This is a genomic window from Nonomuraea sp. PA05, from assembly GCF_008086045.1.
Lineage (GTDB): Bacteria > Actinomycetota > Actinomycetes > Streptosporangiales > Streptosporangiaceae > Nonomuraea > Nonomuraea monospora.
The window spans coordinates 64,098-88,062 of sequence record NZ_VSEY01000033.1; the positions used below are offsets into that span (position 1 = coordinate 64,098).

The window sequence follows — 23,965 nt, forward strand, 5'->3', positions numbered from 1 at the left end:
GGAAGCGCCGGGGAAGAGGCCGCGGAGTAAGAAAAGAGCGCGGTCACGACGTGAAAAAACGACGGGGAGCGAAAGTGGCCAAGTATTCGGTGATGATTCCATTTGTTCCGCGACGCCCTGAGCAGATCCTTCCTTACGCGGCTCTGGTCGAGTGGACCGCCGCGCACGCGTTGTGGCAGGGGCAGGCCACCCTGATCGAGCCGCACCAGGGGTTCGTGTACGCGGCCGGCGCCGGTTTCCGGGTGCCGACCGGGCTCGGGGTGACGTTGATGCCGCTGCGCAATCCGTACGAGGCGGCGCTGCAGGTCCGCTCGCTCGCGATGGCGACCGGCGAGCCGGTGGTCGCCGGCTTCGGCCCCGGGCCCATCTCCTTCCAGGAGAGCCTGCTGGGCGAGCGCTACCGGAGCCAGCTCGGCGCGATCCGCGAGTACGTCACCGCGGTCCGCGGGCTGCTGGACGGCGGTGTGGTGGACGTGCACGGGGAGTACGTCCAGTGCAAGGCGATGCTTCCGCCGGCCGTGTCGCCGCCCATCGAGATCGGCCTCGGCGTGCTCAGGACGAACATGGCCAGGCTCGCGGGTGAGGTGGCCGACGTGGCCATCACCTGGCTCACGCCGGTCGACTACCTCGCCGGGACCGTCATGCCGGCTCTGCGCGAGGGCGCGGAGAAGGCGGGACGCCCGGCGCCCCGGCTGGCGGCCATGGTGCCCCTGGCGATGACCAGGCCCGACCGCACGCCCACCGAGCAGGCCATGGCCAGCAACGCCCTGCACCTTCAGGCCCCGCACTACGTGGACATGCTGCGCAAGGCCGGGCTGGACGTCACGGGCAAGGACCCGGCCGCCGACGCCAAGGCCGCCGTGGCCGGTGGCGCGTTCCTCAGCGGGGACCTCGACGAGCTCGTCGCCGCGCTGAAGGAGTACGAGCGGGTCGGCGCCGACGAGATCATCCTCAACCTCACGGGGGTGTTCAACCTCCAGGGCCAGAAAGAAGCCATGAACGAGCTGAAGGCCCTGCTCGGGGCGCTGGTTGGCGGCACGTTCAACTGAGCAACCGTTCGACGGAAGGGACGGGGGAAGACGTTGGCCGGGACGAAGCGCCTGCTGATGCAGTGGGCGACGGGGCAGGCGGGAACCGCAGCGCCGCCCGAAGAGGTATCCGCGATTGTTCTGGAGAACTCCGACCATCTGACGACGGTCATCGAGTCCGGCCTGGCCGGGCCCGAAACTCTGATCTTCGTTCCTGACGGGGCCGGGGACGCCTCGGGGCCGGTCGTGGTGCCGTACGAGGGCTCGTTGAGCGAACCCGGCGCGGAGATGTCGCTGTCGGAGTCGTTCTTCCTGCAGACGCAGGACTACGCGACCAGCGAGTACATGTCCGTGATCGGGCCCACCGCCATCCGGGTCTTCGGCGAGGACGACTTCGAGCTCTACCTGTCCGACGCCGACCGGGCCGTCGCCGAGGGGCACTTCGCCGAGTTCCTCATCCACCCGACGGTCCGCCTCGCCGACGCCCCAGGTCTCGGCGCAGGCCCCGGCCCCGGCCCCGGCTTGATCGCCGGTCGCGACGAGACTGCCGGTCGCGACCAGGCCGCCCATCCCAGCCCGGCTGCGGACGCTGGGCGCGAAGGCTCGCTCACGGGCGCTGGGCGCGGAGACTCGGGCGCTGGGCGCGAAGGCTCGCTTACGGGCGCTGGGCGCGGGGACTCGGGCGCTGGGCACGGAGGCTCGGCTGCGGGCGCTGGGCATGACGGCCAGGCTGCGGGCCCCGGGCATGACGGGCCGCGGCTGCGCCTGTACGCGGGCCCCGACGGCGAGCTGTCCACCTCCCCGACCGGCCTGCCCCTCGGGAAGGTCGGCGACGACCTGGCCACCCTGACCGCCACCTGGCACCGCGTCAACGCGGGAAGCGACCACCCGTGCGCCGTCTGCCTGGGCGCGGCCGTCCCCGAGGAGCGGCGCGCCGCCGAGCTGGCCGCCCGCCCCTGGCTCGGCCGCTACCTCGCGGCCCTGGCCGCCATCCGCGACCTGACCCTCCGCGGCGCCTCGGGCGTGCGGGTCTCCGGCTTCGGCGGCCGGCTGGCCACCGCGCTGGAGCAGATCGCCGCCCCGGCGGACTTGACGAGGCCGGACGTGCCGCTGCTGTTGTGGACGGACGACGCCGCCTACGTGCACCAGCCGTGGCCCGCCAGGACGTTCGAGGTGGAGCACCGCGCGGGCGAGCTGGCCGAGGCGCTGCTGGCGTGCGGCTCGATGGAGGCCGCCGCCGAGCACGCCGACCCGGCGGGCCTGCGTACCGTGGCCGAGTACTTCGCCGGGGCGGGGGTGCGGCTGACATGACGCCCCGGACGGACCTGCCGCGCCAGGCCAGAAAGCTGGTGACGGACCTGCCGCGCCAGGCCAGGCAACTGGTGACGGAGCTGGGCGAGCGCGCGGTCGTGTGCGACATGTACGACCTGACCGGCTCGGCCGTCTACCACGACGTCGCCGGCACCGACACCCACGAGGTCCGCGAGCTCATCAGCCTGGTCCGCCGCGTGCCGGGCCCGGTGCTCGACCTCGCGGCCGGCTCAGGCAGGCTGACGCTGCCGCTGCTCGCGCTGGGCAGGCAGGTGACCGCGGTCGACCTGTCGGAAGGCATGCTGGCCCTGCTGGCCGCCCGCCTGGAGGAGTCGCCGGCGCGCCTGCGCGAGCGCTGCACGCTGGTCCGGGCCGACATGCGGACGTTCACCTCGCCGCACCGCTTCGCCGTGATCGTGCTCGGCACCTCGTCGATCTCCCTGCTCGACGCCGAGGGCCGCGCCGCGCTGTACGAGACGGTCCGCGAGCACCTGGCGCCCGGCGGCCGGTTCGTCCTGTCCACCGTCGAGCTGGACGCCGTGGACGGCCACGAGGTCGAGGTGCCCTTCGTCGGCGTCAGCGGCACGTCGTACCGGTTCTTCGAGCGCTGGAACCCGGAGGCGGGCCGGCGCGTGGTGGCCATCTGCCCGGCCGAGCCGCAGGACGGCCCCGTCACCGTGGCGACCAGCACGGTCGCCGTGGTCCCCGCCGACCGGCTGGAGGCCGAGCTGGCCGAGGCGGGCCTGGCCGTGCTCTCCCGGCACGCGCTGGGCGACGCCGGCGCCCGCCACCGCGACATCCTGCTGGAGGCGGAGGTGGCAGACCGACCTCGACCAAGCGGGAACGGCCACGCCTCAAGCGCAAACGGCCACGCCTCAAGCGGGAACGGCCACGCATCGAGTGGAGACCGCCACGTGTCGAGCGGGAACCGCCGCGCCGAGCCGGGGACCGCACCGCTGTGGCCGGCGCTGCTGACGCCGGACCAGCAGGGACTCGACGAGCTCTGCGCGGTCTCCGCGAAGGGGGTGCGGATCCGCTTCGCCGGCGGCCGCGAGCTGCTCTGCGGCACCAGCGGCCTGTGGAACACCAACCTCGGCTACGGCAACCCCGCGATCACGGCGGCCGTCTCCGAGGCCCTGTCGAGAGCGTCCTACCTGAACGTCTTCCGCTACGAGAACGACTACGCGCGCCGCGCCGCGGCGGCCCTGGTCGAGCTGTGCGGCGCCGACCACTACGCCAGGGTGGTGTTCTCGACCTCCGGCGGCGCGGCCAACGACCTGGCGATGAAGCTCGCCCGGCACTACCACGCGCTGCGCGGCGACGACCGGCGCAAGCTGGTGATCGGGCTCCGCGGCGGCTACCACGGCATGACGTTCGGGGCCTTCGCGCTGAGCGGCGAGGACTTCGGGCAACGGCTCTACGGCGTGGACCAGCGGCTGGTCCGGCACGTCGGGCCGAACGACGTCGGCGAGCTGACCCGGCTGCTGGAGCGCCAGGGCGGCCAGGTGGCGGCGGTCGTCGTCGAACCGGTGCTGGGCAGCGGGGCCGTCCCGCTGACCGGCGAGTACGTGGCCGAGCTGCTGCGCCTGCGCCGCGAGCACGGGTTCCTGCTGGTGGCCGACGAGGTGGCCACGGGCTTCGGCCGTACCGGCGACTTCTTCGCCTCCCAGCGCTGGCCCGAGCCGCCGGACCTGCTGCTCGCCTCCAAGGGGCTGACCAACGGGGTGAGCGCCGCCGCCGTGGTGGTGGCGTCCCGGCGGGTGGCGGCGGCGTTCACCGAGGCCGGCGCGGTGCTCGCGCACGCGGAGACGCAGGCGGGTACGCCGGTGACCTGCGCGGCGATCCTGGCGACCATCGGCGAGATGCGCCGCCTGGACGCGGTGGCGCTGGGCAGGCGGGTCTCCGTCCTGCTCGATGAGGAACTGGCCGCCCTGCGGCACCCGATGGTCGCCGGTACCTCCGGCATGGGCTGCTTCCGCGCGATCAAGCTGCGCACCCCGGACGGCGCGGAGCTGCCGCAGGCCGAGGTGCCCGCCGTGGTCGCGGCGGTCCGCCGCGCCGGGGCCGTCGTGCACCCGGGCGTCAACGGCGTGCAGCTCGTGCCCGCGCTCACCTACACGGGCGCCGAGGTGAGCGAGTTGTTCGGCTGCCTGCGCGCCGGCCTGTCGGCCTACAGCGGCCGGGAGGTCCCGGCATGACGCAGCAGGGCACGCAGTGCCTGACCCGTACCCTCTTCGGGGCCGACGGCCTGGCCCCGTGGCTGGCCGCGGGCTCCGCGAGGCGGGTCAGCCTGCTCGTCGATCCCGGCGTGCTGGACAGCGAGATCGTCTCCCGCGTCCGCCGCCAGGTCGCCAAGGCCGGCCGCGAGGCGGAGCTGACCGTCCTGCCCGGCCCCGGCACCCTGGCCGGCGTCCTGGACCTGGCAGCACGTCTGCGGGGGATCGAGCTGGTCGTCGGCGTCGGCGGCGGCTCCCTGCTCGACCAGGCCAAGCTGCTCACCCTGCTGTACGAGCGCCCCGCCGCGCGAGCCAGGCTCTCGGTCCCGCAACGCAGCGGCATGACCGTGCTGCCGCAGGGCACCGAGCGCGCCGTGCGGCTCGTCGCGGTCCCCACCACGCTGGGCACCGGCGCCGAGCTCAGTACGGTGGCCTGCCTGGAGTACCCCCAGGGCAAGCGGCTGGTCTCCGGCGAGTGCCTGCGGCCCGACATCGCGGTGCTCGACCCGGTCGCCACCGACACCCTGCCGGCCGAGCTGATCTCCGAGGGCGTGCTGGAGGCGCTGTTCCGCCTGGTCAGCCTGTACGTGGGCGACCACGCCGACCTGCCCACCGAGGACGCGCTGGCCGAGGCGGTCGCCGTACGGCTGGTCACGGCCGGGCACCAGGTGCGGCGGGCACGCGGCGGCGGGCGGCCGGTGGACCGGGCGCTGCGGCTGGAGATCGCCAAGCTGAGCGGGCTCACCCACCAGGAGTGGATCCACCTGGGCCGCGCCGCGTTCGCCAACAAGGGCTGGCTGATCGCCAACGAGGTCTCGGGCGCGCTCGGCGTACGCAAGATGCGCGCCGTCGCCGCCGTGCTGCCGCCGCTGTGGCGGGCCATCGCCGGCGGGGAGCGGCGGCTCGGCTCCGCCAGGCGGCTGGCCAGGCTCTGGACGGTGCTGCGGGCGGTCGATCCCGAGGGGCTGCCGGACGACCCGGCGGACGGGATGGCCGCGCTCATCGACTCGTGGCTGGTGGAGCGGCGGCTGAGCGCCGGCGAGGACGCGCTCGACGCCATCGCCGCGCGCATCGTGCGCGCCTGGGGCGCGGGGCTGCCCATGCTCGGCGGCCTGACCAAGGACGAGGTACGGCGGTTGCTGGCCGAGGTGATCCGCACACCGGATGCCGTGGCCGCCCTGCCTGGCAAGGACCCCCGCGGACGGACCGCGGGCTGACGGCTAGGAGAGGAGGTGTGTGGCGATGAACATGGCGGCGACCTCAAGCCTGACTCCCGCATTGGAGCTGGGCATGCAGGAGCTCGAGGCGATGGACGCCCCCGGATTCTGGTCCGGTTTCAAGCAGGGGGTCGTCATCACTGTCGGGACACTCGTCTTCGCCAGCGCGATCGCCAGCGCGGCGGCGACCTGACATCGGAGGAGAGGCACATGAACGAACTGGCGATTGCCCCGCTTGAGCTGGGCATGCAGGAGCTCGAGGCGATGGACGCCCCCGGGTTCTGGTCCGGCTTCAAGCAGGGGCTCGTCATCACCCTCGGCACCCTTGCCTTCGCCAGCGCGGTCGCCAGTGCGGCCGCGGCGACCTGACACCCGTTTTCCCGAGAGGAGGAATGCACATGAACGAGCTGGCCAACGCCCCGCTTGAGCTGGGCATGCAGGAGCTCGAAGCCATGGAGGCCCCCGGCTGGGGGACCTTCTGGGGAGTCGTCACCGGCGTCTCTGTGGTGAGCGCCGTCGGCACGGCGGTCTCGTACGGCGTGACCGCCGTGATGAGCAGCATCAGCGTCATCACCTGAGCGCGCTGATCACTGGATGCGGCACTCGGTCTCGAGCTTGAGATGCAGGAGCCCGAGACGGACGTAGCGGCATGGCACCAGGCGGTGGCGGCGGTCATCCGCCGCCACCGCCCGCCCTCGCAGGAAATTCCCGCTCGGTGAAGGAAAGGAATGAGCAACGTGTCCACGGTGTGGTTGATCATCGCGGCTGGGATCTGTGTCATCGCGTTCGCCCTGGTCATGAACAGCAGCCTGGCGGGAATCACGCAGATCGTCGTGCTGACCGTGCTCGGCGTCGCGGCGCTGGTCTTCTTCGCGCTCATGGTCATGAAGGCGACCGGGCGGTGAGCGTGAAGCTCGGCAGGAGGGAACGGGAGGAGCTGGACCCGGCCATGCCCGCCCGCCCCCGGCTGGCCGACGACGTACAGGTGCACGCGCCGGAGCACGAGGGCGCCCCCTGGATCATCCAGCGCGGCCCCGGCCGCTACATCCGGGTGGGCGCGGACATGGCCCGGCTGGGCCGCGCGCTCGACGGCGACCGGGATCACGCCGAGCTGCTGGCCGACCTGGGGCCGAAGTGGACGCCGCAGGCGCTCGGCTACGCGCTGGGCGAGATGCAGCGGATGAAACTGCTGGACGACGGCAGCCAGGGCCGCAGCGCCGCCGCCCCCTGGGTGAAGTACGTGCCCCCGCTGACCCTGCAGATCACCCTGTTACGTCCGGCCAGGTTGCTGGCCTGGTGCCGGCCGCTGCTGGCCGCGCTGGCAGGCCGCTCCTGGGCGGTGGCCGCGGTGGTGATCGCGCTGGCCGGGCCGGTGAGCCTGGCGCTGAACGGCGGCGCGCTGGCCCAGGCGCTCGGATCGCCGCTGCCGCTGAGCGTCTACGCGTGGGTGGCGGCCGGCTCGTACCTGGTCATGGTGTTGCACGAGCTGAGCCACGGCGCGGTGCTCAGCCACTACGGCGGGCGGCCGAGCCGGATGGGCGTCATGCTGCTCTACCTGCTGCCCGCGTTCTTCTGCGACGTCTCCGACGGCTGGCGGCTGGGGCGCAAGGAGCGGCGGGTGCGGGTGGCGCTGGCCGGGGTGGCCACCCAGTTCGTGGTGGCGGGCGCGGCGGCCGTCGCGGCGCTGCCGACGGGTGAGGCGGCGTTGCTGGTCTTCTCCGTCGTCACCTACGCCAGCGGGCTGCTGAACCTGCTGCCGTTCGTCAAGCTCGACGGCTACCTGGCGCTGATGAGCCACCTCGACATCTCGGACCTGCGCAAACGGGCGATGGCCGACGCCCGCCGGGTGGTCACGAGGCTGCTGTTCGGCGGCTCCTACCCGGTCGAGCTGCCCGGGCTGCGGTGGGCGGTGCCGTACGGGCTGGCCTGCCTGGTCTTTCCCGTCTACCTCGTCGGGGTGCTGGCGTTGTCCCTCTGGGGCGAGCTGCTGCGCGGCCTCGGCCTGCTCGGCACGGTGGTCATCGCGGTCGTCGTGCTGCTGCTGGCCGGCCGGCTGCTGGTCGGGTTCCTGCTGACCGTGCAGGAGGCCAGGACGTCGGGCGCGCCGGTGTGGCGGATCGGGGGCGTGATCGCGGCGCTGGCCTGCGGGCTCACCGCCGTGCTGATGACGGTGCAGGTGCCGTACGTGATCTCGGGCGGCTACCACTACCGGCAGGGGCAGCTCGAACTCGTGGTGCCGGGCGGCGACGAGGCGATCACGCGGGGGGCGCAGGTCCGGCTGCTGCGCAACGGCGTGGTCCTGCGCGAGCAGGTGGGGTCGGCCGTGGTCGCCTCCGCTACGGCGTCGAGCACGACCGCCCCGGTCTCGGCGCTGCTTCCGATCCGCGCGGAAGGCACCCTGCCGATGACCGTGTCCGCCTACCCGCTGACCGTGCGGGAGACACCGGGGGAGCGCAGCGGCGCGGCGCGGGTCGACGCCGGGTCCAGGCCACTCGGCGAGTGGCTCGTCGCGACGTACCTGCCGCTCACCTGGTGACGGGGAGAAGGAAGAGCGATGGAGTTCATCGAGTATCTGCGGCACTGCCCGCCAGGAGAGCCCTTCTACGACGTCGTCGAGCCGACGGCGGACGCCGAGTTCTCCCACGACGCGGCCACACCGATGCCCGCCGACTGGAGACGCGACGACAACGCCGACTGGATCATCTTCAACGCGCCCGTCGAGCGCGTGCAACGGCAGGGCTGGAAGATCCACGTCTCGGCGACCACGGAGAACGCGGCGCGCGTCCTGGCCGCGGTCTGGGACTACTGCGTCGCGCACCGCGTGAGCTTCAAGTACCTCCGCTCGGAGACGGTGCTGCGGCGGCGCAACGGCAAGTACGCCGACCGCGGCAGCGCGGGCAAGTTCGCCACCCTGTACCCGGGTGACGACGAGCAACTGGAGAAGATCCTCAACGAGCTCGGCGACCTGCTGGACGGGGAGCGGGGCCCGCACATCCTGAGCGACCTGCGCTGGCGCTCCGGGCCGCTGTACGTCCGCTACGGCGCCTTCGTCGAGCGCACGATCCAGAACCAGTACGGCGAGACCGTCTACTGCGTCGAGGACCCTGAGGGCAATCTGGTGCCCGACGTCCGTGGCCCGTCCTTCCGCCCGCCCCCGTGGGCCGAGCTGCCCGACTGCCTGACCGAGGCGCTGGCCGCGCGCAACAGGGGCACGCTGCGCGACTTCCCCTTCCGCGCGACCAAGGCCTTCCACTTCTCCAACGGCGGCGGCGTCTACTACGCCACCGACACCCGTTCCGGCGAGGCGGTGGTGCTGAAGGAGGCCAGGCCGCTGGCCGGGCTCGACCAGGAGGGACGCGACGCCGTCGCCCGCCTGGAGCGCGAGCACTGGGCCATGGAGCGGCTCGCCGGCCTGCCCTGGATTCCGCGCGTGATCGACTACCGGATCGGCCACGAGCACTACTTCCTGGCCCGCGAGCACGTCGAGGGCGAGCCGCTGGGCAGGGAGATCACCCGCCGCAACCCGCTGCTGCGGCCCGACCGCTCCGCCGCGGACTTCGCCGCCTACACGGAGTGGGCGCTGAACATCCTGCGGCAGGCCGAGGAGGCCGTGACCGCGATGCACGAGCGGGGCGTCGTCTTCGGCGACCTGCACCCGGCCAACATCCTGGTCCGCGCCGACGACAGCATCGCCTTCATCGACCTGGAGGGCGCCACCGAGGCCGACAAGAACCTGGTCCAGGTCATGGCCGCGCCCGGCTTCGTGGCGCCGCCCAGCTACACCGGCGCCGAGGTGGACCGCTTCGGGCTGGGCTGCATCCGGCTGGCCATGTTCTGCCCGATGACGGCCCTGCTGCCCTGGGGCGCCGACAAGGCGGAGCAACTGCTGGACCTCGTCACCACGTACTTCCCCGTTCCGGCGGACTTCGCCGAGCGGGTACGCCGCGATCTCGGCCCCGCCCCGCACTGGAACGACCTGGTCGCCCAGCCCGCCGACCGGCCGCCGCTGGACTGGCCGGAGCCCGGCCCCGCGGCCTGGCCCGGGCTGCGGGCCGCGATCGCGGACGGCATCGCGGTCACCGCCACGCCGGAGCGTGCGGACCGGCTCTTTCCCGGCGACGTCGCGCAGTTCCACCTGCCGGGCGGCGGGGCCGCCTTCGCCCACGGCGCGGCCGGTGTGCTCTGGACGCTCGCCGAGGCCGGCGTGGACGTACCGGAGGAGCAGGTCGACTGGCTGGTGCGCCGCTCGCGCGAGGGGAGCGTGACCCGGCCCGGCTTCTACGACGGGCTGAGCGGCGTCGCCTACGCCCTGGACCGGCTCGGCCGCACCGCGGAGGCGCTGGAGACACTCGAACGCGCGGCCGCGATCCCGCTGGACCGGGTGCCGGGCATCGGGCTGTACTCGGGGCTGGCCGGGACCGGCCTGACCCTGCGGCACTTCGGGCGGGACTGCGGCGCGGTCACCGAGCTGCTCATCGAGCGCCTGCCGCTCAAGTCGGAAGGGCCGCCGCCAGGGCTGATGCACGGAGCCAGCGGCGCCGCGCTGTTGCTGCTGCGGCTCTACGCCGACAGCAGGGAACCCGCGCTGCTCCGGCACGCCGAGGCGGCGCTGCGCCGCGACCTGGCGGTGATGGGCGCGGGCACGGGCGTCCCCGCGCCGATCGGCGCACCGTGGCGCGAGCCGGTCCTGGAGCTGGGCGGCGCGGGCGTGGCCATGGTGCTGCGGCTGCTGATCGAGCACTATCCCGACCCGGAGCTGCTGGAGGTGCTCGATGACCTCCGCCGCGCGCTCGGCGACCACGTCGTCACCGGCGCCGGGCTGTTCGCGGGCCGGGCCGGGGTCATGCTGGCGCTGGCCCGGCTGGGCGAGCGGCCGGACTCGCCCAGGCTCGCCCGCCACCTGAAGCACCTGGCCTGGCACGGCGTGCCGCGTGACGGTCACCTCGCCTTCATCGGGGAGCAGGCGCTGCGGCTGTCGGCCGACCTGGCCACCGGCTCGGCCGGCGTGCTCCTCGCCCTGCACACCGCCCTGGGCGGCGGCACCGGTCTCCCGTTCCTGGAACCCGCGGCCACCCGCCACGACACCTGCACAACGACACAACAGGAGATCAGATGAAACCGATGCTGAGGGCAGAGGGCCTCACCAAACGGTATGGACCCGTGCTCGCGGTCAGCAACGCCAGCTTCGCCGTTCGCTCCGGCGCGATCACCGGCTTCCTGGGGCCCAACGGCGCGGGCAAGTCGACGACGATGCGGCTCTTCCTCGGCCTGGACCGCCCGAGCAGCGGCTCGGCCCACATCGACGGCAAGCCGATCCACGAGTGGCCGGTGCCCGCCCGCAAGATCGGCGCGGTGCTCGACACGCAGTGCGCGCACCCCAGCCGCCGGGCCATCGACAGCGTGCGCTGGGCGGCCAGGCTCGCCGGGGTGAAGGACAACCAGGCCGAGGTGCTGCTGGAGCGGGTGGGCCTGTCGGCGGTGGCCGGCAAGCGGGCCGGGCGCTTCTCGCTGGGCATGCGGCAGCGGCTGGCGCTGGCCATCGCCCTGGTGGGCAACCCCGAGGTGGTCATGCTGGACGAGCCGATGAACGGCCTCGACCCCGAGGGCATCGCCTGGATGAAGGGGCTGCTGCGGCAGTTCAGGGACCAGGGCAGAACGGTGTTCGTCTCCAGCCACCTGCTGGCCGAGATGGAGGACCTGGTCGACGACCTGGTCGTCATCGCGCAGAGCAAGATCGTCGGCGCTGGTGCGGCGCAGGCGTTCATCCAGCGCTACCAGACGCAGACCGTCAGCGTGCAGTGCGACAACCCGCAGGCGCTCGGCGCCGCCATCACCAGCGCGGGCGGCCGGCTCGTCAGCCTCGCCGACGCGCAGCGTCTGCAGGTCACCGGCCTGGAGCCGGACGCGGTGGGCCGGCTCGCCAAGAGCACCGGCGTCGCGATCTACGAGCTGCGCGAGGAACGGAGCCTGCAGAAGGCGTTCAGCACGGCCACGGCCGAGAAGGCCGAGATCAAGGGAGAGGTGGGCTGAACCATGGGTTTCGCTGATCTGTTGTCCGCTGAGATCATCAAGTTCCGTACCCTGCGCAGCTACCTGATCACCGCGGTCGCGGCCATCGTGGTGGCCGGCATCGGGGGCGCCATCGTGGGCGGCTCGGTCGACGCGCAGGGCAACGTGCCCGGGCTCGGCACCTCGGTCCAGGTCATCACGCTGCCGATGGAGGTGGTGATCTACGCGATGCTGGTGCTGGGCGTGCTGATCGCGACCGGCGACATGCGCAGCGGCACCTTCCGCATCACCTCGGTCATGGCGCCCTGGCGCAACCGGGTCGTGGCCGCCAAGTTCACGGCGGCGGCCGCCGTCGCGCTGGTCGTCACGATCATCGCGCTGGCCGCGGCCTGGGTGGGCGGGCTGATCACCGCGGGTGGCCGGTTCGACCCGATGGCCGGTGACGGCCTCATGCTCATCCTCACCCACCTGGTGGCCGTGCCGCTGGCGACCGTGCTCGGCGCGGCGGTCGGCATGCTGCTCAGGAACACCGCCGGAGCCATCTCCGCGCTGCTGATCTGGGCGCTGGCCGCCGAGGCGGTGCTGGTCTACACGATCCCGGCGGAGGTGGTGGCGTTCCTGCCGTTCAAGACGGTCGGCGCCGCCGCGGCCAACCTCAGCCTGGGCGCGCTGCCCGGGCTCGGCATGTTCACCCTGTACGTGGCGATCGCGGCGGGCCTGGCGCTGTACCTCCACGAGCGCCGTGACCTCGGCTGATCGTGACGGGGCCGCGCGACCTCACCCGAGGTCGCGCGGCCCCTGGCCGTTCCCCGGTGTTGACACCATGTTGACCTTGGTGTTTATATGTGCCCAAAACCAACTTTGTCTTGGTAATCGCACTGTTACGGGGAATTGCGGCGCTTGACCGGCGTCTTGACGTCCCGGCCTCCGTCGCAGAGGAAGCGGGGTTCCGTCGCGCATGAGGGCGATTCTGCAGGCGGAGAACCTCACGAAACGATTCGGCTCGATCGAGGCCGTGAAGAATGTCAGCTTCTCGGTGCGGGCCGGCGCCGTCACCGGTTTTCTCGGGCCCGGCGGCGCGGGCAAAACAACGACGCTCCGCCTTTTCCTCGAACTCGTCCGCCCCACCTCCGGCGCCGCGCTCATCGACGGCAAACCCCTGCACGAATGGCCCGTCCCCGCCCGCAAGGCCGGCGCGGTGCTGCACGGCGAGTGCGCCCACCCCTCCAGATCGGCCGCCGACAGCGTCCGCTGGGCCGCCCGGCTGGCCGGCACGACAGCCGACGCAGAGGAACTGCTCGCCAAGGTCGGCCTCGCCGACGTGGCCGGCCGCCGCTCCGGCTCACTGTCCCCCGGCATGCTGCGACGCCTCGCGCTGGCCATCGCCCTGGCGGGCGATCCGGAGATCGTCATTCTGGACGAGCCCATGAACGGCCTCGACCCCGAGGGCATCACCTGGATCAAGGACGTCCTGCGCGACCTGCGCAGACAGGGCCGCACCGTCTTCATCGCCAGCCATCTGCTGGCCGAGCTGGAGGACCTGGTGGACGACCTGGTCGTGATCGCGCAGGGCGAGATCGTGGGCAGCGGCTCCGCCGCGGCCTTCGTCGACCGGTACCAGCCCCACACCCTCAGCGTCCTGTCCGACCAGCCGCAGGAGCTCGCCACCGCCGTGAACGGCGCCGGCGGTCAGGTTCTGGAGATCAACGGGCAGCGGCTCCTGATCAGCGGCCTGGTCTCGGCCCAGCTCGACAGGGTCGCCCGCGACGCCGGCATCGCGCTGTTCGCCCTCACCGAGGAGGGCGGCCCGCACATGGTCTCGACCACCGCCACGAACCTCCCGGCCGACACCGAGCAGGACTGACCCCGGATCAGGTTCGAGGGGCGGGGTGGATGCCCAGGCCACCGCCGTTGATGAAGGCGCGGGCCAGCTTCGCGCGGCGGGCCGTACGCTCCATCCCGGCCGCCCTGGCGATCTCCTCGGCGGTCGCCAGGTCGTCGAAGGCGGCCTTGGGGTCGCCCAGCAGGATCCGGGTCGTCCCCAGATCGAGGAGGATGTCGGACTGCACCACCCGGTCGCCGATGTGAATGGCGATCTCCAGCGCCTCGATCAGCTCCGGGCAGGCCTTCTCCGGCGTGCCCGCCTTGGTCGCGTGCATGGCCACCGCCCGCCTGATCCTGGCCTCGCTGCGCAGGCTGCCCGCCTCCCTGCACAGGCTGAGCGCCCGATCGAGGCAGCTCTGCGAACCGGCCTCGTCACCGGTGCTCTGCAACACCGTCGCCAGCCCCACCAGCGACTCCGCCTCGGCGATCGCGTCGCCGCTGCGATGCAGCGCCGCGGCCGCCTCCTGGTAGGTCTCCCGCGCGGTCGCCGGCGTGTGGTGCATCCGGTCCAGGTCGCCGATCAGGTTGAGGGTCAGCCCGCTGCCCTGCTCGTCACCCAGCCGCTGGAAGAGCGTGAGCGCCTCCCGCAACTGCCGCGCCGCGCCGATGTGGTCGCCCACCAGCAGCGCGCGATAACCCAGCGAGTACGTCAGCACCGCCTGCCCGCGGACGTTCGCCCCCTTGGCGACGCCGGCCAGCGCGATCTGGTGTGACTCCAGCCACTTGTCGAAATGGGCGCCGCCCTCGAAGAGCGCCAGCGGCGCCACGGCCAGCTCCCAGCAGGTCTCCGGCCTGGACGCGGCCCGTCGTACCAGGGCCACGTGGGTGTCGATGTGCGCTTCGAACCAGGCCGAGCCCTGCCCCGTCCAGGCGGGCACGCCGGTGGGGCGGAAGCGGGGCGTGGTGCCGCGCGGGATGGAGCCGTCCTTGCCGCGCATCGACTCGTGGGCGGCGTCGGTCAGGGCCAGCCAGGCGCCGAAGGCCCGATCGACGGCCGCGTCCAGCTCGCGCTGGTCTTCCTCGGCCCTGGCGCGGGCGTGGCCGAAGCCGAGTATCAGCTCGTGGCAGCGGTAGCGGAAGCCGCTTGCAAGTGGCTTGACGAAATGGGTTTCGGACAGCTCTTCCAGCATGACCTCGGCGGTGTCGAGAGAGACGTCGGCGAGCGCGGCGGCCGTCGTGGTGGTGATCTCCGGGATGCCGTGGTAGCCGATCCTGCGCAGCAGCGAGCGCGGCTTCGGGGGCAGCTCGTGGTAGCCGCGCATCAGCGTGGACATGATGCCCTCGCCGCCGTGCCGCAGCTCGCCCATGATCCGCGACGGCTCGGCGAGGCGGTCGGCCAGGCGCTGCAGGCTGAGCTGCGGCCGGGCGGCCAGCTTGGCCGCCAGGATGTTCAGCGCCGCGGGCAGCCCCGCGCACAAGCGTACGATCTGGTCGGCCGCCGCGGGCTCGGCCCGCATCCTGCGCGGCCCGGCCCCCGTCGCCAGCAAGGCCCTGGCCGCACGGTCGTCCAGCGCGGCGACGTCGACCGTGACGGTGTCGCGAGGCAGCGCCAGCGGAAAGCCGCTGGTCACGAGTACGGCAGAGCCGGAGCGTCCGGGCAGGAACGGCAGCACCTGCCCGGCCTCCGTCACACCGTCCAGCACGATGAGCACCCGGCGCACGGCCAGGACGCTGCGCAGCAGCGCGGCACGCGCCCCCGCGCCGTCCGGGACCTCCTCGGCCGCCACACCGAGTGCGACCAGGAAGCCGGCCAGCACCTGCGCGGGGTCGCCCAGGTCGTCGGCGAATAACTGCCCGTCGGGGAAGCCGCCGGACACCCGGTGCGCCGCCTCCAGCGCGAGCGCCGTCTTGCCGACGCCGGCCGAGCCGGTGATCACCACGAGCGGGCTGGTCCGCCGCTCGGTCAGCGCCTCGACGAGCCCCCGTACCTCGCCCTCGCGGCCGGGCAGCACGCCAGGCCGGGCGGGAAGCTGCCGCGGCACGTCGGCGTCGAGGTCCGCCGAGTCCAGCACCACGTCCTGACGCAGGATGCGCAGCCGCAGGTCGCTCAGCGCGGGGCTGGGATCGGTGCCGAGCTCGCCGCGCAGCCGCTCCGCCAAGTCGGTGAAGACCTGCAGCGCCTCGCTGGCCCGGTGCGAGCGGTAGAGGGCGATCATGAGCTGCGCGTGGAAGCGCTCCTTCAAGGGGTGCTGGTCCGTCAGGTGCTGGAGCTCGGCGATCAGCTCGCGGTGGCGGCCGAGCACGAGGAGGGCGTCCACGCGGGCCTCGACGGCGGCCAGCCGGCGCTCGTTCCAGAGCGCCGCCTCCGTCAGGAACGCCTCGCTGTCCAGGCCGGACAGGGCGGGGCCGCGCCACAGCTTGAGCGCGGCGCCCAGGGTCTCGGCGGCCTTGGCGTGCTCGCCCTCACTCGTCTGCCTGCCGGCCTGGTCGTACATGCGCATGAACACGAAGGCGTCGATGGCGTCGGGGGTGGCGTCGAGGCGGTAGACGTTGTCCTGCACGTCGATGGTGACGCCGCAGCGCCGCAGCTCGCCGACCCCGCGATGGACCTGGTTCCGCGCGCTCTTGGCGGGGTTGTCGCCGTAGATGGCGTCCATGAGGTTCTCGGCCGAGGCCGAGTGACCAGGGCTCAGCAGCAGGTGCGCCAGCACCGCTCGTGACCTGCGGGTGGTCAGCCTGATCTCGTCGTCTTGCCGCCAGATGGCCGGTTGCCCCAGGATTCCGAAGTGCATCAACTGCACCTGCCTCCTTGCCGCTTCCGATCAGTCGTACAGACAGCTCGTCATGGTTGGTGGGCGTCTTGATCGTGGCCATCGCGAGTGTGACTGATCCCACTTGCAACATACTTTCGGCTTGCCATAAATTGAGGGGCCTTTGCAAGGGGTGTCCGGTTATTTATCCCCTAATGCGTGAAAAATCCCTATTTGCGACATTAGCCGCATGATAGATGTCACATCCTCTCGATGACTTAGGCTCCTACCGGGGCAAATGTCGCAGAGTCAGACTCGTCGTATGCCTACCGCGTCGCCGATCAGCGTTTTACTCGCCGCCGACGAACAGATCCGGCGGGTGCTCGTCACCCTGCTCGCCATGGAGGAGGGCATCGACGTCGTCGCGGAGGCCGGCCATGGCGATGAGATCGCCGAGGCGGTCGGCCGGCATCGGCCGGACGTCGCGGTGCTCGACGCGGAACTGACCGGGGTGGACGGCCTGACCGCCGCTCCGCGGATCGGCGCCCACTGCGCGGTCGTGGTCCTGACCAGCATCGGCCGGCCGGACTACCTGCGCAGGGCGATGGCCGTGGGCGTGCGGGGCTTCCTCGGCAAGGAGGCGCCGGCCGAGGAACTGGCATCGGCGATCCGCAAGGTCGCCGCCGGTGGCCGGTACCTGGACACGGAACTGTCCGTCGCCTCCATGGCCACCGGGGACGACCCGCTCTCACGGCTTCCCGCCGCCTCGCGGGACTCCGGCTCCGGGGGCGAGCGCGGCTTGCCGCGTCCGCCCGGAGGCGCCGGTCCGGTGCGGACGGCCGAGTTCCGCGCGCTGAGGGCGACCGCGCTGGCCTGGTTCACGGCATACGGGACGGGGGGAGCCGCCCCAGCCGGGTGACGGCCGGGCCGGTTGTGCCGCATTCCGACGACCGAACGTAGCGATCGCGAACGGGTGGATCATGCACGGCGAGGACGACGAGGTCACGGTGGAAGTCAACGGGGAAGAACTCAACGTGGATCCGGACGCCACGCGCACCATACGCTTTCCGCCGCCGAAGCCCCCTCAGGGGCTGCCCAAGGGGGTGGCCAAGGGAGTGGAACGCCCGCCTCCCGAACCTCCCCAGTGGTGGGAGCCGGACGCGGGCGACGGCCGGCAGGCGGGGCAGCTCGCGGCGGGCGACCCGCCGGAACGGTCAGGCAGGCCCAGCGTGGGCCCGCCGCCGGGCCCGATCCAGCCGCCGCCGGGGCTGAACGCCTTCCAGGCGCCGCCGAACCCGCTCGGCCAGCCGGTCTGGGAGCCTTCCGCGCGTGACGTGCCGGTCTTCCCGCCGCCGCGCAGCCCTGGGGCGCCGCTCTTCCCGCCGCTCCAGAACGGCGCAGGAACCCCCGTCTTCCCGCCGCCCCCGAGCGGCCAGGAGACGCCGTCCCCGAGCGGTCAGGAAGCGCCGCTCCTTCCGCCGCCCCGCAGCGGCGGGGACCTCGGCACGCCGGTGGCGGGGACGACCGCGGAGAGCCTGCGACCGGAACGGCTGCTGCGCACCAGACGCCGCCCGCCCACCGGAGGCTGGCGCAAGGCCATCCACACGCTCAGCGGCGGCCTCATCCACCTCGGCGACTCCAAGGCCGAACGCCGCCGCCAGGAACTCATCGAACGCATCAGGCAACCGGTCACCGCCGGCCATTTCCGGGTCGCGGTGATGAGCCTCAAGGGCGGGGTCGGCAAGACCACGACCACCATCGGCCTGGGCTCGACGCTCGCGCACAACCGGGGCGACCGGGTGATCGCCGTCGACGCCAACCCCGACCGCGGCACGCTGTCGGAGAAGCTCAGGATGGAGTCGCCGGCCACCGTGCGGCACCTGCTCAACGACCGGGGCGGCCTCTGGCGCTACGCCGACGTGCGCTCGTACACCTCCCAGGCCCCCTCCCGGCTGGAGGTGCTGGCCTCCGACCGGGACCCGGCCATCTCGGAGGCGTTCAACGCCGATGACTACCGCGCGGTCGCGCAGATCCTGGAGCAGTTCTACTCCATCGCCATCACCGACTGCGGCACCGGCATGCTGCACTCGGCGATGAGCGCGATCCTGGACATGGCCGACCAGATCGTCCTGGTCAGCCCGGTCACCGTGGACGGCGCCAGGTCGGCCTCGGCCACCCTCGACTGGCTGCAGGCCCACGGGCACGGCAACCTGGCCGTCAGCGCCGTCGTGGTGCTGTCGGCGGTGAAGAACCCGCGCAGGAACGCCGTCAACGTCACCGAGCTCAAGGAGCACTTCACCCAGCGCTGCCGCGCGGTGATCGGCGTGCCGTTCGACCCGCACCTGGAGCAGGGCTCCGAGGTGGATCTCGATCTGCTGCGCACGTCCACCAGGGACATGTACCTGGAGGTGGCCGCCACCATCGCCGACCGCTTCAACGCCGGGGCGGCGTCATGACGGCCCTGCTCAACGTCACCGACCTGGCCCTGTCGCCGGCGCTGGAAGAGGTGTCCTTCACGGTCGGGCGCGGCGAGGTCGTCTGCGTGGTCGGCCCGCCTGGCGACGGCGCGGGCGCGCTGATGGCGTGCCTGGCCGGCGAGGCCGAGCCGGACGCGGGCCAGATCGAGATGCTCGGCGCGACGGTCGGCCCGGGAGATCGGCGGCCCGCAGGCATGGGCGCCGCCCTGCGCGGCGAACGGCTCCCCGACCGGATGCGGGTGGGCGACGCCGTGCGGCTCTTCTCCCGCCTGTACGGCACGCGCGGCCTGTCCGGCCGCCTGATCGACCTGCTGGACCTGGAGCCGCTGATGGCCAAGCGCTTCGGCGTGCTCAGCGACGGCCAGCGCAGGCTGGTCATGATCGGCCTGGCCCTGGTCGGCAATCCCGAGCTGGTGTTGCTCGACGACCCGACCGGCGGGCTCAAGGAGGGCGGCAAGAACCGGGTCGAGCACGTGATCGACGAGCTGCGTTCCGGCTACGGCGGGGTGTGCGTGCTGCTCGACGACCTGGCTCAGGCCGAGCGGCTGGCCGACCGGGTGGTCCTGCTGCGCGACGGCCGCGTACTGGCCGAGGGCAGCCCTGCGCGGCTGATCGGGCTGCTCGGCTCGGTGCACGTGCTGAGCGTGCCGCCGCACCTGCGGGTGGACCGCCTCTCTGAGGTGCGCGTGCTGCCCTGCGCCGCGGCCACCTACCTGTACGGCCCCCGCCCCGCGCTGGAGGCGGCCATCCAGGAGCTGGCGCCGATGAGCGGCGACCGCGTCTGGTCGATCCGCCGGCCCACGCTGAGGGACGCCTATCTCACGTTGTCGGCCGTGCCGGAACCCGCCGCCTTGGAGGCCTGAGCATGGCAGCCACAGTCTGGACCCTCGTCCGCGCGCAACTGGCCCTGCTGGTGCGCACGCCGCTCGCGTTGCTGGCCGTGCTCGCGCTGCCGTTCGCGATGCTGCTCGCGCTGATGCTGTTCATCGGCTTCTCGTTCCCGGCCCTGGAGTTCGGCGCGATGCCGGGCGTCAGGGTCATCGACCGGTTGCTGCCCGAGATGGCCGGCACGGTCGCCGCCTCGGCGGGGATCCTGGTGCTGACCCTGCACCTGTCGGAGATGCGGGACACGGGGCTGCTCGGCCGGTTGCGGCGCAGCCCCATGCGGGACGGGGCGTACATCATGGCGCAGGCGGTCGTGGCCGTCGTGCTGGTGGCGGCGTCCACGGCGCTGTTCATGGCCGTCACGTTCGCCTTCTACGGACCACCGCGCACCTGGCAGCCGCTGAGCCTGGTGGCCGCGTTGCTGGTGGTCACCTACTGCTCGGTCAGCGCCGGGCTGCTGCTGGGCGGCCTGCGGATGCCCCGCGCCGGCGCCAGGATCGCCGCGCCGCTCTGCTTCTTGCTGCTGTTCCTCGGCAGCGGGCTGGGCGTGCCGCGCGAGGGCTGGGAGGGCGTGGCGCCGTGGTTCTACCAGGTCACCACGGTCAACCCGCTGGCCCAGCTCAACGACTTCGTCTTCGGCGCGTACGTGGGGCGGCTGTCGGAGACCTGGCCGGCCGCGGCCGCGCTGGTCGCCGCCGCCCTCGTCGTCAACCTGGTGACCAGGCGCGTCTTCAACTGGGAAGGTACGAAATGAGAGCGGTCACCCTGGCCGTGGTCGCGCTCGCTCTGCTGGCCGGCGGGTGCGCCGCGCGGGACGAGCAGCACCCCATCGCGATCGCCATCGCAGGCACCCCGCCCGCGCAGGCGGCCAAGCAGACTCAGGCAGGGCCGGCCAAGCAGGCGCAGCCCGCCGCCACAGTCGATCCCGACGACGCGTTGCTGAAGCTCGCCCAGTGCCTGCGCGAGCAGGGCATCGACGTGCCCGACCCCGGATCGCCCGAGGACAAGACGTACCAGTACAAGGGGGACCAGGCGACCCTGCAGCGGGCGATGAAGGCCTGCGAGGAGTACACCTCGCAGATCCCCAACCCCTTCGACGACCCGAAGGCCAGGGACGCGATCATCAAGTACGCCCGCTGCATGCGTGAGCAGGGCATCGACATGCCCGATCCGCCGGCGGTCAACCAGAGCCTCGACCCGAACGATCCCAAGCTGCAGAAGGCGGCGCAGATCTGCGTCAAGCTGCTGCCCGGCCAGGGAGGCACCGGATGAACGGGCGGCTCAAGGGCGTCGTCGCCGCGCTGGGCACCGCGGCCGTCGGCAGCGCGGTCACCGCGGGCGGCGTGTTCGCCTCGGCGGCGCTGTTCGGCACCGGCCCGCAGGCCAAGCCGGAACCCACGCCGACCGCGCGGCCGGTCTCCGCCGCCACCGAGACGATCACCCGGGGCGACCTGGTGGACCAGGAGAGCGTGGACGGCAAGCTCACCTACGCCGACAGCCGTACGATCAAGTCCGCCGCGGCCGGGACGATCACCGGCCTGCCCGCGGAGGGCAAGGAGATCAAGCGCGGCAAGAGCCTCTACAGCGTGGACCGCCGGGCCCGCGTCCTCATGTACGGCAAGATCCCCGCGTACCGCACGCTCAAGGACGGTGTGAAGCGCGGCCCGGACGTCAAGCAGCTCGAACAGAACCTGCGGGCACTCGGTCACGCCCGCGGCGTGACCGTCGACAACCGCTTCACCGACGCGACGGAACGCGCCGTGAAGCGGTGGCAGAAGAAGAACGGGATGGAACGCGACGGCGAGGTGACGCCGGCGGACGTGGTGTTCCTGCCCGAGTCGGTACGCGTCGGCAAGATCGCCGTGGAGGTGGGCGACCAGGTCGGCTCCGTACGGCCCATTCTGGACGTCACCTCCACCGACCGGCTGGTCCGGATCAACCTGGACGCCGACAAGCAGGACATTGCCAAGAAGGGCAAGAAGGTCACCGTCAAGATGGCCGGCGGCAAGGACGTCAGCGGCAAGATCAGCAAGGTGGCTAAGGTGGCCACGGTGGCCGACCGCTCCGACAACCAGGAGAAGGGCGCCACGGTCGAGGTGGAGATCTCGGTCTCGGCGAAGGCGGCGGGCTCGCTCGACGAGGCGCCGGTGACCGTCGAGCTCACCAGGCAGCGCGCGGAGGACGTGCTCACCGTGCCGGTGGAGGCCCTGCTGGCGGTCCCGGAGGGCGGCTACGGCATCGAGGTCGTGGACGCGAACGGGTCGGCCAGGCGGGTGCACGTGAAGACGGGGGCGTTCGGCAACGGCCGGGTCGAGGTGGAGGCCGAAGGGCTCGCCGAGGGCATGAAGGTCACGGTGTCGGGCCGATGAACATCCTGGAGATCCGCGGGGTCAGCAAGAGCTACGGCCGGGTGCACGCCCTGCGCAACGTGGACCTGACCATCCGCAGAGGCGAGATGTTGTCCATCGTCGGCCCGTCCGGCTCGGGCAAGTCCACGCTGCTGCAGATCGCCGGCACCCTCGACCGCCCGTCCGCGGGCACCGTACGGGTGGCGGGGCACGACGTCAGCCGGCTGTCCGACAGCCAGCTCTCCGCGCTGCGCGCCCGCTACATCGGTTTCGTCTTCCAGCAGTTCCACCTCTCGCCGGGGCTGACCGCGCTCGACAACGTCGCCGACGGGCTGCTCTACAGCGGCCTGTCCAGGCGGCAGCGCAGGGAACGCGCGGCGGCGGCGCTCGACCTGGTGGGGCTGTCCCACCGGCTGGGGCACCGGCCGTACCAGCTGTCCGGCGGTCAGATGCAGCGGGTGGCGGTCGCCCGCGCGGTGGCGGGCCGGCCGCCGCTGCTGCTGGCCGACGAGCCGACGGGAAACCTCGACTCCGAGGCAGGGGCAGAGGTGTTGTCGCTGTTCAGGACGTTGAACGCACGGGGGATCAGCATCGCGATCATCACGCACGACTCCGAGGTGGCGCTCGCCTGCCCGCGTCGCGTGCGCGTCCGCGACGGGCTGGTCAGATCCGAGGTCTCATGACGACGCTGCGACCCGCCCGGCTGCGGCCGACCGACCTGGCCAGGATCGGCACGGCCGGTCTGCGCGCCAGGCCCGCCAGGGCGATCCTGGCCGCGCTCGGCATCGCGATCGGCATCGCCACCATGGTCACGGTCGTCGGCATCTCCGCCTCCAGCCAGGAGAAGCTGCTGCGCCAGCTCGACGAGCTGGGCACCAACCTGCTCAGGGTCTCGCCCGGCGACAGCCTCTTCGGCGACTCGGTCAAGCTGCCGGAGAACGCCGCCGCCATGGTCAAACGCCTCGACGGCGTCACCAACGCCGGCCAGACCGCCGACACCGGCACGACCGTGCGCCGCAACGACCTGATCCCCGACGGCATCTCCCTGGGCATCACGGTGCAGGCCGCCGACCTCGACCTGCTGGCCACCCTCGACGGCAGGGTACGCCACGGCACCTGGCTCAACGCCGCCACCGAACGCCAGCCCGTGGTGGTGCTCGGCGCGGTGGCCGCCGAACGGCTCGGCCTGGTCATCCCGCGCGGCCAGGTGTGGATCGGCAACCGGTGGTTCACCGTCATCGGCGTGCTGGAGAAGATGCCGCTGGCCGAGGAGATCGAGCGGTCGGCGCTGATGGGGTTCCCCGCCGCCAAGGAGTACCTCGACCACGACGGCCACCCCACCACCGTGTACGAACGGTCGACCGACGCGGCGGTGGAGGGCGTCCGCGCCATGCTGGCCCGCACCGTCAGCCCGGAGAGCCCGAACGAGGCCAAGGTCAGCCGGCCGTCGGACGTGCTGAAGGCCAAGGCCGCCGCCGCGGGCGCGTTCACCGGGCTGATGCTCGGGCTCGGCGCGGTCGCCCTGCTCGTCGGCGGGGTCGGCGTGGCCAACACGATGGTGGTCGCCGTGCTGGAGCGGCGCAGGGAGATCGGCCTGCGCAGGTCGTTCGGCGCCACCCGGGGACAGATACGCGACCAGTTCCTGGTGGAGGCGCTGCTGCTGTCGTTGTTCGGCGGCGGGGCCGGGGTGCTGCTCGGCTCGCTGGCGACCTTCGGCTACGCGCAGTTCAACACGCTGCCGACGGTGGTGCCGATGTGGGCGTTCGGCGGCGGGCTCGGCATGACCGTGGTGATCGGCGCGCTGGCCGGAATCTATCCCGCGCTCCGCGCCGCCCGTGTCCCTCCGACAGTGGCGCTGGCGGCCCAATGACTCGCGTGCACCGACAAACGTCAACTGGGG

The 23,965-nt window shown here is 72.5% G+C and carries 22 protein-coding genes; 21 read left to right on the forward strand and 1 reads right to left on the reverse strand.

The window, feature by feature from the left end; genetic code table 11:
* Positions 1 to 92 precede the first annotated feature (92 nt).
* The 13 genes from FXF51_RS40975 to FXF51_RS41025 all read left to right on the forward strand — a co-directional run bounded on the left by FXF51_RS40975 (position 93) and on the right by FXF51_RS41025 (position 13,645).
* Complete coding sequence (locus FXF51_RS40975) at positions 93 to 1,049, forward strand: LLM class flavin-dependent oxidoreductase (protein WP_187414846.1); 957 nt, start codon at positions 93 to 95, stop codon at positions 1,047 to 1,049.
* A gap of 33 nt (positions 1,050 to 1,082) precedes the next feature.
* The gene (gene mpaB / locus FXF51_RS40980; RefSeq protein ID WP_148440158.1) at positions 1,083 to 2,339 is read left to right on the forward strand and encodes a daptide biosynthesis RiPP recognition protein; all 1,257 of its coding nucleotides are present in this window, start codon (positions 1,083 to 1,085) and stop codon (positions 2,337 to 2,339) included.
* Complete coding sequence (gene mpaD, locus FXF51_RS63080; protein ID WP_262380151.1) at positions 2,336 to 4,537, forward strand: daptide-type RiPP biosynthesis aminotransferase; 2,202 nt, start codon at positions 2,336 to 2,338, stop codon at positions 4,535 to 4,537. Before mpaB ends, mpaD begins: the two co-directional genes overlap by 4 nt.
* Complete coding sequence (mpaC, locus tag FXF51_RS40995) at positions 4,534 to 5,772, forward strand: daptide-type RiPP biosynthesis dehydogenase (RefSeq protein ID WP_148440159.1); 1,239 nt, start codon at positions 4,534 to 4,536, stop codon at positions 5,770 to 5,772. Before mpaD ends, mpaC begins: the two co-directional genes overlap by 4 nt.
* A 25-nt stretch (positions 5,773 to 5,797) precedes the next feature.
* Complete coding sequence (locus tag FXF51_RS61225; RefSeq protein ID WP_316247662.1) at positions 5,798 to 5,965, forward strand: daptide-type RiPP; 168 nt, start codon at positions 5,798 to 5,800, stop codon at positions 5,963 to 5,965.
* 17 nt (positions 5,966 to 5,982) lie between these two features.
* Positions 5,983 to 6,141, forward strand: a complete 159-nt coding sequence (locus tag FXF51_RS61230) for a daptide-type RiPP (protein ID WP_187414847.1) — start codon at positions 5,983 to 5,985, stop codon at positions 6,139 to 6,141.
* A gap of 29 nt (positions 6,142 to 6,170) precedes the next feature.
* Positions 6,171 to 6,350, forward strand: coding sequence for a daptide-type RiPP (locus tag FXF51_RS41000; RefSeq protein WP_222871678.1), 180 nt, complete (start codon positions 6,171 to 6,173; stop codon positions 6,348 to 6,350).
* 150 nt (positions 6,351 to 6,500) lie between these two features.
* Positions 6,501 to 6,677, forward strand: a complete 177-nt coding sequence (locus tag FXF51_RS61235) for a hypothetical protein (protein ID WP_187414848.1) — start codon at positions 6,501 to 6,503, stop codon at positions 6,675 to 6,677.
* On the forward strand, positions 6,674 to 8,308 hold the full coding sequence (gene mpaP, locus FXF51_RS41005) for a daptide biosynthesis intramembrane metalloprotease (RefSeq protein WP_222871679.1): 1,635 nt from the start codon (positions 6,674 to 6,676) through the stop codon (positions 8,306 to 8,308). Before FXF51_RS61235 ends, mpaP begins: the two co-directional genes overlap by 4 nt.
* A gap of 18 nt (positions 8,309 to 8,326) precedes the next feature.
* Positions 8,327 to 10,888, forward strand: coding sequence for a class III lanthionine synthetase LanKC (lanKC, locus tag FXF51_RS41010; protein WP_148440161.1), 2,562 nt, complete (start codon positions 8,327 to 8,329; stop codon positions 10,886 to 10,888).
* Positions 10,885 to 11,802, forward strand: a complete 918-nt coding sequence (locus FXF51_RS41015) for an ABC transporter ATP-binding protein (RefSeq protein WP_148440162.1) — start codon at positions 10,885 to 10,887, stop codon at positions 11,800 to 11,802. The genes lanKC and FXF51_RS41015 overlap by 4 nt, the downstream gene beginning before the upstream one ends.
* Before the next feature lie 3 nt (positions 11,803 to 11,805).
* Complete coding sequence (locus tag FXF51_RS41020) at positions 11,806 to 12,537, forward strand: hypothetical protein (protein ID WP_148440163.1); 732 nt, start codon at positions 11,806 to 11,808, stop codon at positions 12,535 to 12,537.
* Positions 12,538 to 12,739: 202 nt separating this feature from the next.
* Positions 12,740 to 13,645: an ABC transporter ATP-binding protein gene (locus tag FXF51_RS41025; protein WP_148440164.1), complete on the forward strand. Its 906-nt coding sequence runs from the start codon at positions 12,740 to 12,742 to the stop codon at positions 13,643 to 13,645.
* Between the two features lie 7 nt (positions 13,646 to 13,652).
* Here the strand turns inward: FXF51_RS41025 and FXF51_RS41030 are convergent, their stop codons facing one another.
* The gene (locus FXF51_RS41030; RefSeq protein ID WP_148440165.1) at positions 13,653 to 16,397 is read right to left on the reverse strand and encodes an AfsR/SARP family transcriptional regulator; all 2,745 of its coding nucleotides are present in this window, start codon (positions 16,395 to 16,397) and stop codon (positions 13,653 to 13,655) included.
* Positions 16,398 to 16,677: 280 nt separating this feature from the next.
* Between FXF51_RS41030 and FXF51_RS41035 the strand changes: the two genes are divergently transcribed.
* The 8 genes from FXF51_RS41035 (at position 16,678) to FXF51_RS41070 (ending at position 23,935) form a co-directional block, all read left to right on the forward strand.
* The gene (locus FXF51_RS41035) at positions 16,678 to 17,274 is read left to right on the forward strand and encodes a response regulator (RefSeq protein ID WP_148440166.1); all 597 of its coding nucleotides are present in this window, start codon (positions 16,678 to 16,680) and stop codon (positions 17,272 to 17,274) included.
* 61 nt (positions 17,275 to 17,335) lie between these two features.
* The gene (locus FXF51_RS41040; protein WP_222871680.1) at positions 17,336 to 18,811 is read left to right on the forward strand and encodes a MinD/ParA family protein; all 1,476 of its coding nucleotides are present in this window, start codon (positions 17,336 to 17,338) and stop codon (positions 18,809 to 18,811) included.
* Positions 18,808 to 19,695 (forward strand): ABC transporter ATP-binding protein, encoded by an 888-nt coding sequence (locus FXF51_RS41045; protein WP_148440167.1) that lies wholly within the window; start codon positions 18,808 to 18,810, stop codon positions 19,693 to 19,695. Before FXF51_RS41040 ends, FXF51_RS41045 begins: the two co-directional genes overlap by 4 nt.
* Positions 19,696 to 19,697: 2 nt before the next feature.
* Complete coding sequence (locus FXF51_RS41050; protein ID WP_148440168.1) at positions 19,698 to 20,471, forward strand: ABC transporter permease; 774 nt, start codon at positions 19,698 to 19,700, stop codon at positions 20,469 to 20,471.
* A complete protein-coding gene (locus tag FXF51_RS41055; protein ID WP_148440169.1) occupies positions 20,468 to 20,989 on the forward strand; it encodes a hypothetical protein in 522 nt (173 codons plus the stop codon). Before FXF51_RS41050 ends, FXF51_RS41055 begins: the two co-directional genes overlap by 4 nt.
* A complete protein-coding gene (locus tag FXF51_RS41060; protein ID WP_148440170.1) occupies positions 20,986 to 22,086 on the forward strand; it encodes an efflux RND transporter periplasmic adaptor subunit in 1,101 nt (366 codons plus the stop codon). The genes FXF51_RS41055 and FXF51_RS41060 overlap by 4 nt, the downstream gene beginning before the upstream one ends.
* On the forward strand, positions 22,083 to 22,748 hold the full coding sequence (locus tag FXF51_RS41065) for an ABC transporter ATP-binding protein (RefSeq protein ID WP_148440171.1): 666 nt from the start codon (positions 22,083 to 22,085) through the stop codon (positions 22,746 to 22,748). The genes FXF51_RS41060 and FXF51_RS41065 overlap by 4 nt, the downstream gene beginning before the upstream one ends.
* The gene (locus tag FXF51_RS41070; RefSeq protein ID WP_148440172.1) at positions 22,745 to 23,935 is read left to right on the forward strand and encodes an ABC transporter permease; all 1,191 of its coding nucleotides are present in this window, start codon (positions 22,745 to 22,747) and stop codon (positions 23,933 to 23,935) included. Before FXF51_RS41065 ends, FXF51_RS41070 begins: the two co-directional genes overlap by 4 nt.
* The last annotated feature ends 30 nt before the right edge of the window (positions 23,936 to 23,965 follow it).

Excerpts from the sequence above, each read along its gene's own strand:
- FXF51_RS61225 (WP_316247662.1), top strand. The coding sequence starts at position 5,798 with ATGAACATGGCGGCGACCTCAAGCCTGACTCCCGCATTGGAGCTGGGC.
- FXF51_RS61235 (WP_187414848.1), top strand. The coding sequence starts at position 6,501 with ATGAGCAACGTGTCCACGGTGTGGTTGATCATCGCGGCTGGGATCTGT.
- FXF51_RS41070 (WP_148440172.1), top strand. The coding sequence starts at position 22,745 with ATGACGACGCTGCGACCCGCCCGGCTGCGGCCGACCGACCTGGCCAGG.
- FXF51_RS41015 (WP_148440162.1), top strand. The coding sequence starts at position 10,885 with ATGAAACCGATGCTGAGGGCAGAGGGCCTCACCAAACGGTATGGACCC.
- mpaD (WP_262380151.1), top strand. The coding sequence starts at position 2,336 with ATGACGCCCCGGACGGACCTGCCGCGCCAGGCCAGAAAGCTGGTGACG.
- FXF51_RS41025 (WP_148440164.1), top strand. The coding sequence starts at position 12,740 with ATGAGGGCGATTCTGCAGGCGGAGAACCTCACGAAACGATTCGGCTCG.
- FXF51_RS41055 (WP_148440169.1), top strand. The coding sequence starts at position 20,468 with ATGAGAGCGGTCACCCTGGCCGTGGTCGCGCTCGCTCTGCTGGCCGGC.
- mpaC (WP_148440159.1), top strand. The coding sequence starts at position 4,534 with ATGACGCAGCAGGGCACGCAGTGCCTGACCCGTACCCTCTTCGGGGCC.
- FXF51_RS41030 (WP_148440165.1), bottom strand. The coding sequence starts at position 16,397 with ATGCACTTCGGAATCCTGGGGCAACCGGCCATCTGGCGGCAAGACGAC.
- FXF51_RS41045 (WP_148440167.1), top strand. The coding sequence starts at position 18,808 with ATGACGGCCCTGCTCAACGTCACCGACCTGGCCCTGTCGCCGGCGCTG.
- FXF51_RS40975 (WP_187414846.1), top strand. The coding sequence starts at position 93 with ATGATTCCATTTGTTCCGCGACGCCCTGAGCAGATCCTTCCTTACGCG.
- FXF51_RS41000 (WP_222871678.1), top strand. The coding sequence starts at position 6,171 with ATGAACGAGCTGGCCAACGCCCCGCTTGAGCTGGGCATGCAGGAGCTC.
- FXF51_RS41065 (WP_148440171.1), top strand. The coding sequence starts at position 22,083 with ATGAACATCCTGGAGATCCGCGGGGTCAGCAAGAGCTACGGCCGGGTG.
- FXF51_RS61230 (WP_187414847.1), top strand. The coding sequence starts at position 5,983 with ATGAACGAACTGGCGATTGCCCCGCTTGAGCTGGGCATGCAGGAGCTC.
- FXF51_RS41050 (WP_148440168.1), top strand. The coding sequence starts at position 19,698 with ATGGCAGCCACAGTCTGGACCCTCGTCCGCGCGCAACTGGCCCTGCTG.
- FXF51_RS41020 (WP_148440163.1), top strand. The coding sequence starts at position 11,806 with ATGGGTTTCGCTGATCTGTTGTCCGCTGAGATCATCAAGTTCCGTACC.
- FXF51_RS41035 (WP_148440166.1), top strand. The coding sequence starts at position 16,678 with ATGCCTACCGCGTCGCCGATCAGCGTTTTACTCGCCGCCGACGAACAG.
- lanKC (WP_148440161.1), top strand. The coding sequence starts at position 8,327 with ATGGAGTTCATCGAGTATCTGCGGCACTGCCCGCCAGGAGAGCCCTTC.
- FXF51_RS41040 (WP_222871680.1), top strand. The coding sequence starts at position 17,336 with ATGCACGGCGAGGACGACGAGGTCACGGTGGAAGTCAACGGGGAAGAA.
- FXF51_RS41060 (WP_148440170.1), top strand. The coding sequence starts at position 20,986 with ATGAACGGGCGGCTCAAGGGCGTCGTCGCCGCGCTGGGCACCGCGGCC.